General features: G+C 32.6%; 14 protein-coding genes. 13 read left to right on the top strand and 1 reads right to left on the bottom strand.

Translation table 11 applies throughout. From position 1 onward, the window contains the following. Nucleotides 1-84: 84 nt before the first annotated feature. Nucleotides 85-3,291, bottom strand: a complete 3,207-nt coding sequence (gene ccsA, locus KHA90_RS05890; protein ID WP_213296360.1) for a cytochrome c biogenesis protein CcsA — start codon at nucleotides 3,289-3,291, stop codon at nucleotides 85-87. A 390-nt stretch (nucleotides 3,292-3,681) separates the two neighbouring features. Here ccsA and KHA90_RS05885 point away from each other — a divergent pair, with 390 nt between their 5' ends. From KHA90_RS05885 to KHA90_RS05825, 13 genes are all read left to right on the top strand, one after another. Further along, the gene (locus KHA90_RS05885; protein WP_213296357.1) at nucleotides 3,682-4,443 is read left to right on the top strand and encodes a Rossmann-like and DUF2520 domain-containing protein; all 762 of its coding nucleotides are present in this window, start codon (nucleotides 3,682-3,684) and stop codon (nucleotides 4,441-4,443) included. After that, nucleotides 4,427-4,954: a KdsC family phosphatase gene (locus KHA90_RS05880; protein ID WP_213296354.1), complete on the top strand. Its 528-nt coding sequence runs from the start codon at nucleotides 4,427-4,429 to the stop codon at nucleotides 4,952-4,954. Before KHA90_RS05885 ends, KHA90_RS05880 begins: the two co-directional genes overlap by 17 nt. Nucleotides 4,955-5,110: 156 nt before the next feature. Further along, on the top strand, nucleotides 5,111-6,037 hold the full coding sequence (locus KHA90_RS05875; protein WP_213296352.1) for a geranylgeranylglycerol-phosphate geranylgeranyltransferase: 927 nt from the start codon (nucleotides 5,111-5,113) through the stop codon (nucleotides 6,035-6,037). Continuing rightward, the gene (locus KHA90_RS05870) at nucleotides 6,030-6,614 is read left to right on the top strand and encodes a Maf-like protein (RefSeq protein WP_213296350.1); all 585 of its coding nucleotides are present in this window, start codon (nucleotides 6,030-6,032) and stop codon (nucleotides 6,612-6,614) included. Before KHA90_RS05875 ends, KHA90_RS05870 begins: the two co-directional genes overlap by 8 nt. Nucleotides 6,615-6,624: 10 nt before the next feature. After that, entirely contained in the window at nucleotides 6,625-7,155 is a 531-nt protein-coding gene (locus KHA90_RS05865; RefSeq protein WP_213296348.1) for a mechanosensitive ion channel domain-containing protein, read from the top strand. A gap of 913 nt (nucleotides 7,156-8,068) precedes the next feature. Next, nucleotides 8,069-9,169: an AI-2E family transporter gene (locus KHA90_RS05860; protein ID WP_213296346.1), complete on the top strand. Its 1,101-nt coding sequence runs from the start codon at nucleotides 8,069-8,071 to the stop codon at nucleotides 9,167-9,169. A gap of 136 nt (nucleotides 9,170-9,305) precedes the next feature. Next, the gene (locus tag KHA90_RS05855; RefSeq protein WP_317197380.1) at nucleotides 9,306-11,087 is read left to right on the top strand and encodes a hypothetical protein; all 1,782 of its coding nucleotides are present in this window, start codon (nucleotides 9,306-9,308) and stop codon (nucleotides 11,085-11,087) included. 197 nt (nucleotides 11,088-11,284) lie between these two features. Then, a complete protein-coding gene (locus KHA90_RS05850; RefSeq protein WP_213296342.1) occupies nucleotides 11,285-11,815 on the top strand; it encodes a hypothetical protein in 531 nt (176 codons plus the stop codon). A gap of 159 nt (nucleotides 11,816-11,974) precedes the next feature. Next, on the top strand, nucleotides 11,975-14,506 hold the full coding sequence (locus KHA90_RS05845; RefSeq protein WP_213296340.1) for a PIG-L family deacetylase: 2,532 nt from the start codon (nucleotides 11,975-11,977) through the stop codon (nucleotides 14,504-14,506). Between the two features lie 123 nt (nucleotides 14,507-14,629). Next, a complete protein-coding gene (locus KHA90_RS05840) occupies nucleotides 14,630-16,354 on the top strand; it encodes a sodium:solute symporter (RefSeq protein WP_213296337.1) in 1,725 nt (574 codons plus the stop codon). A 220-nt stretch (nucleotides 16,355-16,574) separates the two neighbouring features. Continuing rightward, nucleotides 16,575-17,033, top strand: coding sequence for a hypothetical protein (locus tag KHA90_RS05835; protein WP_213296335.1), 459 nt, complete (start codon nucleotides 16,575-16,577; stop codon nucleotides 17,031-17,033). Nucleotides 17,034-17,051: 18 nt separating this feature from the next. Then, complete coding sequence (gene tssD, locus KHA90_RS05830) at nucleotides 17,052-17,447, top strand: type VI secretion system tube protein TssD (RefSeq protein ID WP_213296333.1); 396 nt, start codon at nucleotides 17,052-17,054, stop codon at nucleotides 17,445-17,447. 29 nt (nucleotides 17,448-17,476) lie between these two features. After that, nucleotides 17,477-19,288: a type VI secretion system Vgr family protein gene (locus tag KHA90_RS05825; protein WP_213296331.1), complete on the top strand. Its 1,812-nt coding sequence runs from the start codon at nucleotides 17,477-17,479 to the stop codon at nucleotides 19,286-19,288. Nucleotides 19,289-19,290: the final 2 nt, after the last annotated feature.

Raw genomic sequence — 19,290 nt, 5'->3', positions numbered from 1 at the left:
TTACTAGAAAAAATATAAATACAAAAAAGGTTCAACAGTAAAGTTGAACCTTTTTTTATGAATTAATAAAAACCATTTATTGTATTACTTTTTCTTGCTTTTGTAATATTTACGGTATTTAGGATATGTAATGGCTCCAATAATTGAAATTGTTCCTAATGAATACCAGATCCAGCTTAGTGAATGTGCCTCACCGCTTGCGTATGAATGCAGACCTACTAAGTGAAAGTTTACTCCGTAATAGGTGAACAAAATCGACACAAAAGCATACATACTCATTAAATTAAAGAACCATTTTCCACGAAGTGAAGGAACAAAACGAGCATGAATTACAAAGGCATAAACCATAATCGAGATTAAAGCCCAGGTTTCTTTTGGATCCCATCCCCAGTAACGTCCCCAGCTTTCGTTTGCCCATTGTCCGCCTAAAAAGTTACCTATTGTTAACATTATCAAACCAATAGTCAATGACATTTCGTTGATATACGTGATTTCTTTGATGTTCAAATCCATTTTGGCTTTGTTCTTGTCGTTGGTAAAAAAGATCAATATCAACGCTACAAAACCTAAAATCATTCCCAGTGCAAATGGTCCGTAACTTGCTACAATTACTGCAACGTGAATCATTAACCAGTATGAATTAAGAACCGGTTGTAAGTTTGCAATTTCAGGATCAATCCAGTTTGCATTTGCCGCCATGAAAATCATTGCCGTTACAAATGCTGCTGATGCTACGGTAAGTTTTGATTTGCGATCAAAAGATAAACCAAAGAACATTGTTGCCCAGGCTACGTATACAATGGCTTCATAAGCGTTACTCCACGGTGCGTGTCCTGAAATATACCAACGTGCTATTAATGCAATTGTATGAAATGCAAATATGGTTCCTATCAATATATGAAAACCATTTACTGTGATTCGTAACCATTTTTTATCAAAAAAGATACTGAAAAGTGTAAAAATCAGCATAAAGATTCCGGCAAGCGAATACCAATAGAACATTTTTGGTAAAATATTGTATGTATTATAAGCTATTTCAAGATCAATTTTTTTATCACTTGGACGAACTGCAATTCCAAATTTCTTTTGGAAACCATTAATACTTTCTACCAAATGATCTGCATTTGTAAAATCTTTTGAAATTGCTCCGTTGTTTAAAGCGCTAAAATACATTGGTAAAATTTGCTTTACATATGTAGAATCCATTCCTTTTAATCCTGCATTTTGAATTTCTAGATACGAAATCCATTTGTTGTTAGGATCGTTTGGAATTGGGAAAATTTTCAGGATACTTCCGCTTAACGCAGATTCCATTAAGTTTACTTTTTTATCTGTTTCGATAAAACCCTTCTCAAAATTATTTGGATTTGCTGCTTTGTATGCTGCATCTAAGTAAGGAGAAAGTTTGTAATTTCCGTTTTCATCAAAGAATTTTACAAAAGGAGCAAACTTAGCTTCTTTTTCGATTCCGATAATTCTACGAATACTATCATTTTCAGGTTTAATATAGATAAGCGGAATCTGGATCCAAACCTGAGCATATTGTGTCATTGACAAAAATACCTGATCAGAATTCATTCCGTTATACGTATCATCGTGGCTTACTTTTCTCAATAATTCAGAGGAGAAAGTATTAATAGGTTTCATTCTACCGCCCGCATCCTGAATAATCAAACGTCCAAATTTTGCGGCGTGCGCTTCCGGTGCTTTATAGATTGTCAATAATGAATCTAATTGCTTTTGACTTGGCGGTGCTGTAACGTGATTTGAGTGATCGTTAGGATCTGTTGTGTGATTGTGATCATGTCCCGGAGTGTGAACGTGCGGTGCCTGAGCAAAACCACTTAAACTGATCATTAAAACCAAAATGGTAATTAATTTTTCTTTCTTCTTTTTCACGGTTTCTAATTTGCGTTTTAGATCTGCAAAACGAGAATGTTTTGTAAACATAATTGCCATTAAACCGAAAAACAACATAAAATATCCTAAATAAGTTATTGATGTTCCCCAGAAATCGTGGTTTACAGATAATACTGTTCCTTTTTCGTCCGGATCAAATGAGGATTGAAAAAATCTGTATCCTTTATAATCTAATACATTATTCATAAAAATTCTTGCATCAAAAGTTTCTGATGAATCCTGAACGGTTACTTTACTTTCAAAAGCCGAATAACTTTTCTCAGTTCCCGGATATTTAGTAGCAATAAAGTCGTTTAGTTTAATTTTAAAAGGCAAGATATATGCTTTACTTCCGTAGAATAAACTGTATTCGACTTTACCAATTTTTACTGTTTGAGGTTCTCCTACGCTTCCTTTAGAACCTAAAAGGCGTACTTCTTTTTCCTGACCGTCGGCTTTTACTTTTACAATTAAAGCATCGTTATGAGATTTGGCTTTAAAGTCTTTATTTGATTCATAATCTACAATTCCTTTTACGGCAGGATCAGGAAATACAATTCTGATATCGCCAATACTATATAAGGAACGCATCATTAAAGGCTGAACATTATCTTTTGTTACAGTTCCTTTTAATTTATCTGCCATTCGCATAAATTCCCCTTCAAAAGGAGTTTGAATGGTATATTTTTCACCTTTTGTATTAATGTTAATTGCGCCGTCTGTTGGTTTATTCAGTGCAAATAATACATTATGAATGTTTTGAACTTCACCTTCTTTCAGGAAATGTTCTTCACGCCCGCCTGCTCCTGCTTCAACCAGTTTAAGGTATAAAGTTCCGTTTGCAGTTGGTTTTATGGTTTCTTTTGCTCCCATAATATAATTGACATAACTCACTTCGAACGGAGTTTCATCAAATTTACCCGAAAGTGTAAAATCGTTATTGGTTACCGGCGAGAACAATAAGGCTTTATCAAAAACCCTGCGTTTCATTTCACCTTTATATTCTCCGTCTGCAAAAACAGTTAAGAATGTTTTATCAGAAAAAATTTGGTTTTCGGCAGCACCTTCACGAATTGGCATCATTCCTTCATAACTAATATAACGTGTTATGAAAGCTCCTAAAAGAATAAAAATAAAAGCAATGTGAAGTATTAAAGTTGCCCATTTTTCTTTTTTATGCAATTGGTAACGTTTGATATTTCCGAAGAAATTGATCATAAAAAAGACCATTATTGCTTCAAACCACCAGGTATTATAAATTAAAATTCGGGCTGTGTCTGTATTGTATTTACTTTCGATAAAAGTACCAACACCCATTGCGATTGCAAATGTTAAAAAAAGAACAGACATTAATCGTGTAGAAAACAAAAAAGAGAATATTTTTTTATCCATTTTTGAGGAATTACATTGTATAAAAGTGGCACAAAAGTACTTAAAAATGTTGAGTTCCAATATTTCAACTTTGTTAATAAAAACTAAAAAAAGGAGATGTAATTAAATCGAATTCTTAAAAACAGGCACTTAATTTTGTAAATTTAAAAAGCAAAATGTTTTCGATAAATTAGATATTTACCACAGATTTAAGCGATTAAAAAGAATTTTAGATTTTTTTACACTATTTTCTTCTGTTTGAAAAAGGTACTAATAACAAATCTTCTTTATAATACGTTTGAATATCATTAACAAATAATATTTGAATGAAAATCAGTTTAATCAGTTTTATCTGTGACCAAACTTTATTTTCATAATTCTGTTTAAAAAAATTAATGCTAATTTTGCGCTATGATTCGAATAACTTTATTAGGTTCCGGAAATGTTGCACAACATTTAATTAAAGCTTTTACCAAAAGTGAAACTATCGAAATTGTGCAGGTATATTCCAGAAAAAAGGAAAATCTGGCTTCTTTAATCGATTTTGATAAAATTGTAAATGATTTTGAAGAATTAAAGGAAGCAGATTTATACATTATAGCAGTTTCTGACAAAGCTATTGCAGAAGTTTCCAGACAATTGCCTTTTCAAAACCGAATCGTAGTTCATACTTCGGGCGCGGCTTCTCTTGATGTTTTGGATGTAAAAAACCGAAAAGGTGTTTTTTATCCGCTTCAGACATTTTCTAAAAGCAAAGAAATTGATTTTTCAACAGTTCCAATGTGTTTGGAAGCGGAAAATACTTTTGATTTTAAGGTTTTAGAAACTGCTGCAAAAAGTATTTCAAATGTGGTTCATGCCATTAATTCAGATCAAAGAAAAGCGTTGCATGTTGCAGCGGTTTTTGTCAATAATTTCACCAATCACTTATATCAAATTGGACACGAAATTTGCGAAGAACATCAGGTTCCTTTTGAAATTTTAAAACCTTTGATTCAGGAAACAGCCGAAAAAATCAATACGCTTGATCCAATTTACGCGCAAACTGGTCCTGCAAAACGAAATGATTCAACTACAATCGATGTTCATTTAGATTATTTATCGAATGAGAATCAAAAGAATATCTATAAAATATTAACACAATCAATACAGAATAATGGCAAAAAGTTATAAGGAAATAATGAACGACATCACAACATTTGTTTTTGATGTTGATGGCGTACTTACAGACAGTTCGGTTTTTGTAACCAATGAAGGAGAAATACTTCGCACAATGAATATTCGTGATGGTTATGCAATGAAAGCAGCGGTTGAAAGTGGTTATAATGTTTGCATTATTTCTGGCGGAAGCAACGAAGGCGTTCGTATTCGTTTACGTAATCTTGGCGTTAAAGATATTCATTTAGGAACGCCGGACAAAGTAGCAACTTTTAAAGAATACACTGATACTTACAACATTAATCCGGAACAAGTATTGTATATGGGCGATGATATTCCTGATTTTCATGTAATGAAATTAGTAGGATTACCAACTTGTCCGCAAGATGCAAGTCCTGAAATCAAAAATATTTGTCGTTATATCTCGCACGTAAAAGGCGGAAAAGGCGCTGCACGTGACGTTATCGAGCAAGTAATGAAAGTACAGGGAAAATGGATGGAACATTTTAACGGGAAACACGATTAGATAATTGTTAATTGTGAATTGTGAATTATTTTAGTCGCAGTCTCAGTTCCAGTTTTCAGTGATTCACTTAGCGCTATCTTTCCGAAAAACAAAACCTTAGAGCCTCAGAACCTTTGTTCCTTTGAACCTTCAAAAAAACTCAGAACCTCAAAAAAAATGAAATTCCTCAAACTCATTCGCTATAAAAACCTTTTGATGCTTGCTTTTATGCAGGTATTATTTCGTTATGCCTTTTTAAAACAGCAAAATATTCCTTTGGCTTTAGCCGACTGGCAATATGCATTATTAGTTTTAAGTACTGTTTTATTGGCTGCTGCGGGCTATGTAATTAATAATATTTATGATGTTGCTACAGATTCAATTAATAAACCAAATGATGTTGTAGTGGGTAAAGGAATCTCAGAAACTGCCGCTTATAATATTTATATAGGGCTGAATATTTCCGGCGTTGCACTTGGTTTTTTATTAGCTAATATTATTATGAGACCAATGTTTGCTTCATTATTTATTTTGATTGCTTCATTGCTTTATTTTTATGCTACGACCTTAAAACAAATCATGATTTTAGGCAATTTTGTTGTGGCAGCATTACTTTCTGTGAGCGTTCTTATTATTGGCGTTTTTGATTTGTTTCCTGCAACAAATTCAGAGAATCAGGCCCAAATGGCAAGTTTCTTTTCGATATTGACAGATTATGCTTTGTTTGCTTTTATGATTAATTTTATACGTGAAATAGTTAAAGATATTGAAGATGTAAATGGCGATTACAATCAAGGAATGAATACCTTACCAATTGCAATAGGAATTAGTCGTGCAGCAAAAATAGCTGTAGCTTTTGCTGTCGTATCTTTTATTGTATGTCTGCTCTACGTCAATAAATACTTTTTTGACAACAATCTTTTTATCGCGACGTTTTATGCATTTGCCTTTGTTTTGGCTCCGCTTTTGTACTTTATTGTAAAAATAGTGGGCGCAAAAAGTCAAAGAGATTACCATCATTTAAGTATGGTTTTAAAGCTGATTTTGTTTTTCGGAATTTTATCAATTTTGGTTATAACCATTAATATCAAATACAATGCTTAAAGAAAAATTAAAAAAATATACTTTAATATTAGCATCGGGATCACCTCGCAGACAACAATTTTTCAAGGATTTAGATCTTGATTTTGAAATTAGGTTAAAAGATATTGAAGAAATTTATCCGCCAGAATTAAAAGCGGTTGAAATAACTGATTTCTTAGCTCAATTAAAAGCAAGTGCTTTTGATGGTGAACTTAAAGAAAATGAAATTTTAGTAACAAGCGACACCATTGTCTGGCATCAAAATAAAGCTTTAGGAAAACCAAAAAGTGCCGACGAAGCTTTTGAAATGATCAAATCAATGTCAAACACTACACACGAAGTATTTACATCGGTTTGCTTTAAAACCAACTCCTCTTCAACCCTGATTAATGATGTGACAAAAGTAACTTTCAACGATTTATCTGATGAAGCTATTTTATATTACATCGAAAACTACAAACCTTATGATAAAGCCGGTGCATACGGAATTCAGGAATGGTTTGGTTTTATGGCAGTTGCAAAAGTTGACGGTTCTTATACCAATGTTATGGGCTTGCCAACAGCTAAAGTTTACGAATATTTAAGTACTTTAGTGTAAAAAATTAATTATGTTTTCTTTTAAAGAATATAGTCAGGAAATTTTTAGTACGATAATTATCATAGCGGCTTTAATAGCGCTAAGGGTAATTATTGCAAAATTAATTCGGCGTTATGCCAGTACAAGTCAATTGCTGGAACATCGAACGAATCTGGTAATCAAGTATATCCATATTTTAATGAATATATTGGTAACGATTAGTTTAATTGTAATTTGGGGAGTTGAGACAAAGGATATTTTTATCACAGTTTCATCAATTACAACGGTTATTGGTGTGGCTATGTTTGCACAATGGTCTATTTTAAGTAATATTACATCGGGAATGATTTTGTTTTTCTCTTTTCCGTTCAGAATTGGAGATACCATTAAAATCCACGATAAAGATTTTCCTATCGAAGCCGAAATTGAAGATATCAGCGCTTTTCACGTTAATTTAAGAACAAAAGAAGGCGAAAGAATCATTTTTCCAAATAATTTACTCCTTCAAAAGGGTATTTCGATTATGCCTTCACATTATGAAGAAAAAGAGTTTTATGATTAATGTTAGTTTAATCTTTGGCAAAATTTTACCGCAAAGTCCACAAAGGTTTACGCAAAGTTAACAAAGTTATTTGAGCTGAAAAATTTCAGAAAAGTTCGCAAAAGCTTTAAAACCTATAAAATCTCTTAATCTGCGACAAAAGAAAATTTGTGCTAATTTATGTAATTTGTGGTAAAAAAATTTCACGCACATAAAGCAGATTTTCAAAAATCAATTAATCTTAACAATAGAAAATTCAAGCTAATTCGTGACATTCGTGGCAAAAAAAGTTTCACGCAGATTTAGCAGATAAAGCAGATTTTCAAAAATCATTTTAATGTTTTTAATCTGTGGCAAAAGAAAATTCAAGCTAATTCGTGACATTCGTGGCAAAAAAAGTTTCACGCAGATTTAGCAGATAACGCAGATTTTCAAAATCTTTATAATCTTTTTAATCTGTGGCAAAAGAAAATTCGAGCTAATTCGTGACATTCGTGGCAAAAAAAGTTTCACGCAGATTTAGCAGATAACGCAGATTTTCAAAATCTTTATAATCTTTTTAATCTGTGGCAAAAGAAAATTCAAGCTAATTCGTGACATTTGTAGCAAAAAAAGTTTCACGCAGATTTAGCAGATAAATCAGATTTTCAAAATCTTTATAATCTTTTTAATTTGTGGCAAAAAAAATTGTGCTAATTTGTGTAATTTGTGGTAAAAAATTTCACGCACTTAAAGCAGATTTTCAAAATCATTTAATCTTTAGCAAAAAGAAAATTCGAGCTAATTCGTGACATTCGTAGCAAAAAAATTTAAAAACCTCAATATCATAATGGGAATTTTATAAACTATTACAAGAAAGCTAAAACGTTCTATTTTAATAAAAATATAATATTTGCTTAACCAATTTCTAGTTTTTACTAATTCACACAAAAACATGATTCGCACCATAAAATTACCGCTTTATGCTAAACTTGCCTTTATATTAGTTAGCTTTATTTCTTTCGCTTTTATATTCTGTATCGGAAAAGACATTATTACCCCGGTATTAATGGCCTTTTTATTTGCAGTATTATTAGTCCCAATTTTCACCTTTTTAAATACCAGATTAAAATTTCCCCGACATCTTGCTGCAGCTTGTTGCATATTAATCTTTGCGGCTTTTATTGTGGGTATTTTGGTTTTTATTTCTTATCAGGTTAGTGATATTGCCAATGATTTTGATACTATAAAGAAAAACGCAAATACCTTTATAACTGATATTCATAAATTTATAAAAGATAGTTTTCATGTTAGTATTGGCGAACAAAAAAAATATTTAGATACTGTTGCAAAAGATTCTGTCCAAAACGGAAAGGCAACTATAGGATCTGCAATACTGTCTATAACAGATTTGCTTGTAGATTGTACTATTATCCCAATTTATACTTTTTTATTCCTTTTATATAAAGATCATTTTATTTTGTTTTTGGCCAAATTGGTTGACAAAGAAGATCATGCCGCTTTAAAAGGCATCTTATCACAAATTAAAGTTTCTATTAATAATTATATTGTGAGCCTTATTCTTGAAATGCTGGTCGTATCTGTTTTAACAAGTTTAGGACTTTGGATTATCGGAATTAAATATTTTATTCTATTAGGATTGATTACAGGAATTTTGAATTTAATTCCATACATCGGAATTTTAATTGCGGGTATAATCACCGTATTAGCATCATTAACTGGTTCTGCGGAAATGTCCGTTATTACAGGAATTTTGATTGTAAATATAATTGTTCAATTGATAGACAATAACTTACTTGTTCCTTTAATTATAAATTCTAAGGTAGAAATTAATGCTTTTGTTTCTATTATCGGAATTATCATTGGCGGCGCTTCGGCAGGAATATCGGGTATGTTTTTAGCCATTCCGCTTTTAGCCATTTTAAAAATAATATTTGACCGAATCGAATCTTTAGAACCATGGGGTTATTTGATGGGGAATCATATGCCGAGAAGATTTACCTGGAGAATTCGAAAAGCTAAGGTCGAAAACTAAATAGAATTTCTTTTTTTTTACAAAATAATCTTATTAATTTCATACATTCATATTATAAAAAATAACTTTAAGCCAGTCTCTTTAACTAATGTCTATAAATAAAAATATAATTTTTTTCATCTTGTTGTGCTTTTGCTTGCAAAGTACCTATGGTCAAAAAGATAAATCTAAAAAAGATGGTCACGAGAAAAAGGACAGTATAGAAGTTTATAAAAAAATCAAGAATTATTCTAAAAAAAATAAGTTTACGCAAACTTTGCACAAACTATTATTTAGAGGAAGCAAACCTCGAAAAAAAGAAATTCTGGTACAAAATGACACTACAGATTTTAGCGGAAAAATTATCAGAAATATAAATATTGTTACGCTTGATCCTTTTGGATATTCGATCTCTGACTCTACTCAAAGACCAAGAAATTGGGGAGAAAGAACGGGAAACAGATTGCATTTGAAAACCAAAAAAATAGCAATCAAAAATTTATTATTGTTCAAACGAAATTCTGTTTACAATACTTATAAAGTACAAGAATCTGAGCGTTTAATTCGTTCCCAGAAATATGTAACTGCGGTAAGAATTACTAACAAACTTGTTGGTGCAGCCTCAGATTCTATCGATGTTACCATTCGGGTTTTAGATTCATGGAGTACAATCCCAAAATTTTCAATTTCCAGTAATCAGGTTTCTGTAGGATTAAAAGAGAAAGACTTTTTTGGTTCCGGGCAACAGCTTGAATATCGATTTGCCAATAGATTTGATGACGGACGAAATTCTAATGAAGTAACTTATACTATTCCGAATATTAAAAATACGTACATAGGAACGACATTATATTACAAAATGGATCTTGACAATAATTATACTAAAAGTATAAATATTGAACGGCTCTTTTATTCTCCTTTAACTAAATGGGCAGGTGGTGCTTATCTAGGACAAGTTTTCCGCAGAGATACTTTGCAGGCGCCTGATTTAACATATGCTTTTCAGCCTTTTAAAAATAATTTTCAGGATTTCTGGGCAGGTCATGCAAGTAAGGTTTTTGAGGATCAAAACGGAATTACCAATTTAGTAGCAACCGCACGTTTTTTGAATGTAGATGTTACTGAATCGCCATCTTCTCTTTACGATCCTAATAATTTTTATTCTGATGAAAAACTAATTCTTGCCGGAATTGGTTTGAACCGACGTAAATTTATCAAAGACAATTACATTTTCAGAAACGGACAAACCGAAGATGTTCCCATTGGGCGTATTTACGGTATTACTTTAGGATATCAGTATAAAAACACCTTTTGGCGGCCGTATGTTGGCGGTCAGTTTTCTTTTGGAAATTATTACCGATTAGGATTTTTAAGTATGAATTTTGAAGCTGGAACATTCATTCAACAGTCAAAAACGTACCAAACCGCATTTTCAATCGAAACTAATTATTTTACAAAGCTTTACAAAATAGGTAGATGGAAACTAAGACAATTTGTTAATCCAAAAGTAGTGATTGGTATAAATCGCGAAAATATTATTGGAGATCAATTGAATATCAATGAACAAAATGGTTTAGCTGGATTTAACAGCGCGATATACGGAACAGATAAAATGCTTTTATCACTTCAAACACAAACCTATTCGCCTTATGCATTGTGGGGATTTCGTATTAATCCCTATTTTAATTATACGATTGCCTCACTAGGAAATCCAAACGATGTAATAGCGCGAAATAAAACCTACTCAAAACTAACGATAGGTTTATTAATTAGTAATGACTACTTAGTATTCAGTTCATTTCAACTTTCGCTGTCGTATTATCCAACAATTCCATATCAGGGAGATAATGTATTTAAAACCAATACATTTGAAACTACAGATTATGATGGAATGCAGAATTTTGAGCTGGCTAAACCAAGAGCCGTCGATTATAGATAAAGAAAAGAAAATATTTTTTTTTCAAATTTTTAATCATTTCAGAACTTTTTATAAATCAAATATTTACAAAATAACATACTATAAACTACTCGTTAAAAAGTATTTTATATCCGACGAACTACATCACGTTTTCATTTTTGGCACAGTATATGAATATCCCTAAACAGGAATAACATTTAACATTAAAACTAAACAAAATGAAAACAATAAAAATAGCAATCGCAGGTTTATTTCTTTTGGTTGCAAGTGCCACACAAGCTCAGGTTTCAATTAACGTTAACATAGGAACGCCTCCAGCATGGGGACCTTCAGGATATGCTGAAACAGAATATTATTACTTGCCGGATATTGAATCGTATTATGATGTTAGAGCTTCTCAGTTTATTTATTTTGGAGGAGGAAGATGGATCAGAACAACTTATTTACCAAGACAATACAGAAACTATGATTTATACGGAGGTTATAAAGTATGTTTAAATGATTACCACGGTAGAACTCCTTACAACCATTTTAACCGTCACAGAGTAACGTATTATAAAGGATATCACGGAGCACCTCAAAGACCTTACAGACCAAGAGCCGTTTACGGTTATAACGAGCCTCGTCACGATCATAAAGAGTACAAACGTTATGATAAACATCATGACAAACACGACAGAGGTGATAGACATGATAGAGATGACAGACATGACCGCGATGATCATCACGGACACGGTGGAAGAAGATAATCTATCACCATACAAGAGAGTATCAATTTTTGATACTCTCTTTTTTTTATTAATTTTCTTAAAAAAGGAAATCAATAACCAAACATTAACATTTCATTTAAATACTCTTCAAAAATATAATTAGTATTTTTGAGCCTCTTTCAAACATTTAACTACGCTATGCGAAAAATTAAAATTCAAATTCTTCTTATTTTTTTAGCAGGAATTTCCATTTCATTTGCACAACAACCACAAAAACCAACCTCTGTCGAAATTTACAATCAAATTAAAAAACTAAACTTTTTAGGTTCGGTTCTCTATTTGGCAGCGCATCCGGATGACGAAAATACCCGATTAATCTCTTATATGGCAAACGAAATGAATGCCAGAACCGGTTATTTATCACTAACCCGCGGAGATGGAGGTCAGAATTTAATAGGTTCGCAATTGCGTGAATTGTTAGGTGTTATAAGAACTCAGGAATTAATTGAAGCCAGAAAAATTGATGGCGGTGAACAGTTTTTTTCTCGTGCCAATGATTTTGGCTACTCAAAAAATCCGGATGAAACATTAGAAATCTGGGACAAGGACAAAGTTCTGGCTGACGTAGTGTGGACGATTAGAAAATTTCAACCGGACGTAATCATCAATAGATTTGATCATCGTTCTCCGGGAACAACACACGGACATCATACATCATCTGCAATGTTAAGCGTAGAAAGTTTTAAATTGACTAATGATCCAAAAATATATCCGGAACAACTAAAATATGTAAAACCGTGGCAGGTAAAACGCCAGTTTTTTAACCCTTCATGGTGGTTTTACGGAAGTCAGGAAAAATTTGATGCTGCTAATAAATCAAAATTCACTAAGTTAGAAACTGGAGTTTATTATACGGGAATTGGAAAATCAAATCAGGAAATTGCCGCTTTAAGCAGAAGCCGACATCAATCACAAGGTTTTGGAAGTACTGGTGCTCGGGGTCAGGAAACGGAATATTTAGAACTTATAAATGGGGATAATCCTAAAGAACGCGATGATTTATTTGATGGCATTGACACTTCATGGAACCGCGTTAAAAACGGAAAACCTATTGGCGATTTAATTTCTAATATAATAGCAAAATATGACTTTAGCAATCCGTCAGCAAGTATTCCGGATTTGGTAAAAGCCTATTCTATGATCGAAGCTTTACAAGATGATCATTGGAAAGCAGTAAAATCAACCGCAATAAAAAACATAATTGCATCTTGTTCAGGTTTATATCTTGAAGCTGTTGCCACCGAACAGGAAGCAACGCCGGGTAGCACAATAAGATTAAGCCTTGAAGCCATAAACAGGTCTGCTGCCGAAATGCAATTGACCAGCATTACATCATTACCGGATAATAAAAATACGGTTCAGAATATTGCATTAAAAAATAATAACGATCAAAAAATAAATTTCCAGATTCAATTACCTGATACTATTGAATACACGCAGCCTTATTGGTTAAAAGAAAAAGCAAGTGTAGGAATGTATACGGTTACAAATCAGGAAAATATTGGTATTCCAGATATCATCAGACAGGTAAAAGTTGCTTTTAATATTAGAATAAACGGAGTGGAAATACCTTTTGAACGAACTGTTGTTTACAAATACAATGATGGAGTAAAAGGCGAAATGTATAATTTTCTGGATATTGTTCCTGAAGTTACAACATCAATTTTAGAAAAAGTTCTAATTTTTGGAAGTACAAAAAGCAAAATGATTCCTGTAAAAGTGCGCGCCGGAAAAGATGCAATAAAAGGAAAATTACAATTAGATTTACCTAAAAGCTGGAATGTTTCTCCTAAAGAAATTGCTTTTAGTTTAGAGAAAAAAGGAACCGAACAAATTTTTTATTTTGAAGTCACACCGCCCGTAAATCCTGAAGAAGCTGTAGCCAAGAGCATTGCAATTGTAGACAATAAACGTTTTGATAAAGATCAGACGATTATTGAATACAGTCATATTACAAAACAAATGGTTTTAAAACCTGCGGAATCTAAATGTATTCGTATTGATTTAAAAACAAACGGAGATGCCATTGCTTATATTATGGGTGCCGGCGACGAAGTTCCTGAAAGTTTAGCCCAAATGGGATATAAAGTTACAATCATAAAACCGGAAGAAATCACACCAGAAAAACTGGATTCTTTCAATGTCGTTATTACGGGAGTTCGTGCTTACAATACCGTAAACGCTTTGGCAAACAAGCAAAATATACTTTTTAATTTTGTAAAAAGCGGTAAAAACATGATTGTACAATACAATACTTATGGCAAAACTGTAACAGATCAAATTGCGCCATATCCGTTAAAAATATCAATTGATCGAGTTACCGAAGAGAATGCAAAAGTTACTTTTCTGGCACCAAATCATCCTATTTTAAATACGCCAAATAAAATTACTACAAAAGATTTTGAAGGCTGGAAACAAGAACAAGGTTTGTACTATCCGGATCAATACGATCCTGCCTTCACTCCTATTCTGTCATCGCACGACAAAGGCGAATCTCCTAAAAATGGTGCGTTATTAGTCGCTCCTTACGGAAAAGGATATTATATTTACACCGGTTTGAGCTTTTTTAGAGAATTACCAGAAGGTGTTGCCGGAGCATATCGATTATTATCGAATATGATTTCGTTAAAACAGCCTGTAGAAGCTCCAAAACAAGAATTAAAGAAATAAAACATTCAAAATATGGAAGCTAAAAAAGAAAAAAAATGGAAAAAAAGCTACACTTATGTTTTGGTAGCCAATGCAATTTACATTGTAATTTTTTTCTTAATCATGCAATTATACTCATAACCTATGCAACTATTTGATTGGATCGTACTTATTGTTACACTTTTATTTATTGTTGGGTATGGTTCCTGGAAAACCAAAGGAAGTAAAAACGTCGAGGATTTTATTCTTGGCAATAACGAAACTCCGTGGTATACGGTAGGACTATCGGTTATGGCAACACAAGCCAGCGCCATTACTTTTCTATCGACTCCCGGACAAGCGTATCATGACGGGATGGGTTTTGTGCAGTTTTATTTTGGATTGCCAATTGCCATGATTGTCATTTGTGTTACTTTTATTCCGCTATATCATAAAAATAAAGTCTTTACCGCTTATGAATTTTTAGAGAAAAGATTTGACTTAAAAACGCGTTCACTGGCTGCGATTTTATTTCTGGTTCAAAGAGGTTTAGGAACCGGACTTACCATTTATGCTCCTGCGATTATTTTATCAGCACTTTTAGGCTGGAATTTAACCCTGATGAATATCATGATTGGAGTTTTGGTAATTATTTACACTTTTTCAGGAGGAACAAAAGCGGTAAATGTAACTCAAAAGCAACAAATGTTTGTGATTATGTCGGGAATGATCATCACATTTTTCCTGATTTTGCATTATTTGCCAAATGATATGACTTTTACAAGCGCCTTGCATATTGCAGGTGCAAATGATAAGATGAATATTGTGGACTTTTCTTTTAATCCTGAGGAAAAATATACTTTCTGGAGCGGGATTACGGGTGGTTTTTTTCTTGCCCTCGCCTATTTCGGAACTGATCAATCTCAGGTTGGTCGTTATTTATCAGGAAAATCGGTTCGTGAAAGCCAAATGGGATTAATCATGAACGGCCTTTTAAAAGTACCAATGCAATTTTTTATACTATTAACCGGAGTTATGGTTTTTGTATTTTTTCAGTTCAATCCTGTTCCTTTGAATTTTAATCCGAATAATAAAGCGGTTATTGAAAAATCAGCTTATAAAGAGGAATATCACGGTCTAGAAAAAAAATTAATTACCCTTTCTGAAGATAAAAAAGTAATCAATTTGTTGTACATCGACCAGTTGAATCAGGATTTTGACAATCCTATTTTGCGAAAAGAATTAGTTACTTTATCAAACAAAGAAAAAGATTTACGTGAACGAGCCAAAGAAATTATTTTAAGAGCCGATCCACGAAGCGAAACGAACGATAAAGATTATGTGTTTTTTCACTTCATCCTTAATTATTTACCCAAAGGACTTATTGGTTTATTATTAGCCGTAATTCTTTCAGCAGCAATGTCATCAACTGCTTCTGGATTAAATGCTTTGGCATCTACAACAGCAATTGACATTTATAAACGAAACCTTAAAACCGAAAAATCAGATAAACATTATCTTAATGCAACTAAATTTTTTACTTTATTTTGGGGAATAGTTGCAATACTTTTCGCCTGTGTAGGAACTTTATTTGAAAATTTGATTCAGCTGGTAAATATTATTGGTTCCATCTTTTACGGAACTGTTTTAGGAATCTTTTTGGTTGGATTCTACCTGCGTCGCGTAAAAGCAAAAGCAATGTTTATAAGCGCTCTTATTAGTCAAACAACCATATTTTTCATTTACTATTTCATGATTTACCGTCAGGAAAAATTAGGTTATTTATGGCTGAATTTTATCGGGGCTATTTTAACAATTGTATTATCGTTGCTTATTCAGTTTATCTTTTTTAGAGGAGAAAAAGATACTGAGGAATTGGTGGTGGAGTAATTATTTCATTCTTAAAATCTAAAAAAATGCTGTAAGACTTATGTTTTACAGCATTTTTTTTTAAAGTTGTTTCAAATTTAAAAGACTAAGATTCCAAAAATTCATTTCTCATAATAAAAACCTTATTCTAATACTCTAATAACTTTTGGTGGCAATTAGCAAAATAAGTCTACAATACATTTACTACAACGATTTAGTAAAACAATAAGTAAATTTTGTTATGCAATTAGAAGAAAAAGCCAGAGAATTAATATCTAAAAAGTATTACTCTCCAGTTGTTGTTTTAAACGACAATAAAAATATTACACTTAACTCTGTTTTAGATACCAGTAATGGTACCCTCTTTACCATTTGCGATTCACATTATTCATTCAAAGATCAAGAAGGAAATTTTTGGTTGACAATTCCAAAAAAACTAATCATTAATGATGAGCAGTACTATCCTGTTATTGGAAATAGATATATCTGCGATGGGATAAAATATTCTTTCAGGACTAAAGAAGTAGTTATAGCAATGGCTATTGATTATTTTAAAAAACACATCCGTAAAGATTACACTCTCAAAAAAAAGAAAAAGTGGCATCTTTTTTTTTGTATGGGGCAACGATATGTTCTTCCCTACAAATCTTTTAAGTCCAGAACAAATAGTAAAATTAAATTTTACATATCCAATAATTAACCAATTAAAAATATACAAATGAGTTTTCTATCCAAATTACATATCGACGGACAAGAATTTAATGTACTCGATTTTGATACCCAATTTACTCAGGGAAAAGATTCTACCGGTAAACCAATGGGCGAACCAAAAGGAGGAACTATTAATATAGTAATTGAAGCAACCCAAAGTACTGATTTTTTATCCTGGATGCTGAACAGCACGTTAACCAAAGATGGCAAAATTGTATTTTATAGAAGAGATGCCATGAGCAAAATGAAGGAACTCAAATTTGTAAAAGGTTTTTGTATCAATTACCGCGAACAATTTACAAGCACAAATGCTGTCCCTATGAAAATTACACTGGAGATTGTTGCAAAGGAAATCATTTTTGGAAATGCTAAATTCTCGAACAACTGGATTTCATTAGATTAAAATTATAGACCAATATTAAAATAAAAATCATGTCACATTTTGCAGAGCAGGTACATATTACAATAGATGAGTTTACACAAAATATTGTTTATTATGATTTAAAATTAACCCAGACAATGATGGATCATCATCATTTTTCATTTACATGGCAATATACAGCCTCGCCGGTGATTAAACCCGCAGATCAGGCAGCGGCTCTTAGAAAATATGAAGGCAGGGAAGTAATTTTTACTTTTAAAAGCCAGTCAGGGATTCGATTAATGTCTAAAGGTATAATCACTAAGTTAAAATCAGTTGATGTTGACGGAAGTCCTCTTGGTTTGCATGTTACAGGAATAAGCCACACCATTTTATTAGATGATTTAAAAAAGTCAAGAATTTTTTCAGACCGAAGTCTTAAAGAAATTGCCATAAATATTTTTGCTGAAGAAACTGCGGGCGAGTTTTATCAAAGAGACTCGATTGAACCCACTTTTACTAAAATATTTGATCTTAAAACACAATATAACGAAACCAGTTTTGAATTTCTAAAACGTCTTTCGGCACGACACGGACAATGGTTTTATTTTGACGGAATGCGTATTCAGTTAGGGCAAACCAAAACCAGTAAAGTAAAATTAATTAACAGGTCATCCTTACATAATTTTTGTATAGAAACCAATCTCGTATCACATAAAGCTTCGTTTGCCGGTTATGATTATAATAGCGCAGCAGGAATTAGAAAATCTGCTGTTGCAACAAATACCGGCAGCGCCGATAGTTTTTCAAGGGTTGTTCTGGACAGGCAGGCTTCGGTTTCGCAGCCCGATTTAAATATAGCATCCTATACCAATCAAGCAAAAAATGCCGATGAAATTTCAGAAATGGTCAAACTGAAAACTGCAGGAAAAGATGCCAATAGTGTTTATTATAGCGGAACTTCTTATTTACCCATTGGAGTTGGACAAGTTTTTAGCATCGAAAACCAAACCGTAGAACATGAACTTATTGCTATTGAAGTTATTCATCACTCAGAAGTACATGGTAATTATACCTGTGAGTTTAAGGCGATTCCTGCCGATGTTACCGCGCCGCATTATACAGATGTAGAAACATTTAGAAAAGCAGAAACCCAATCTGCATTAATAAAAGACAACAACGATCCGGAAAAACTGGGACGTGTAAAAGTAGCATTTTATTGGGCAGGCGGAAATACCGAAAGTGAATGGATTCGTGTAAAACAACAATATGCCGGAGAAGCAAGAGGATCGTATTACACACCGGAAATTGGCGATGAAGTTCTGGTTGATTTTGAAGGAGGAAATATAGAATGTCCTTACGTTTCAGGATCACATTATAACGGAAAAGCAAAACCTGAATTCTTCGATCCCAAGAATATGATAAAGGGATTCAAATTTAGATTTGGTCAATTATTAAAATTTGTCGAAAAAACAGGTATCTGGCTTTCTGATCCAAGCGGAAATGAATTGCATCTTGATGAAGAGAGTAAAAACATGAATTTGACTTCTACCGAAACTATCACATTCAATTGTAAAAATTTTATAGTAAATGCCTCAGAAGGGATTACATATAATGCCGGAACAAATATTGCTGAAACGGCAGTAATAAATAAGTCCACTAATATTGGGGGCTTTTTAAATACAAATGTTACAGGTGATAATTTTCTATATGTTGCCGGTAATTATGATGCAAACATTGAAGGCCATTTTTCATCTGACCATAAAAAAGATCATAACATTATAAGTAATGGAAGTATAATATCAAACAGCGATGAGTCTCATGAAATAAACTCCAAAAAAGACATTAAAAATAACAGTGGTGAAGATACTAAACATAACTAATT

This window comes from Flavobacterium psychroterrae, from assembly GCF_018380615.1.
In the GTDB taxonomy this organism is placed as follows: domain Bacteria; phylum Bacteroidota; class Bacteroidia; order Flavobacteriales; family Flavobacteriaceae; genus Flavobacterium; species Flavobacterium psychroterrae.
This window is presented reverse-complemented; position numbering and strand designations above follow the sequence as displayed.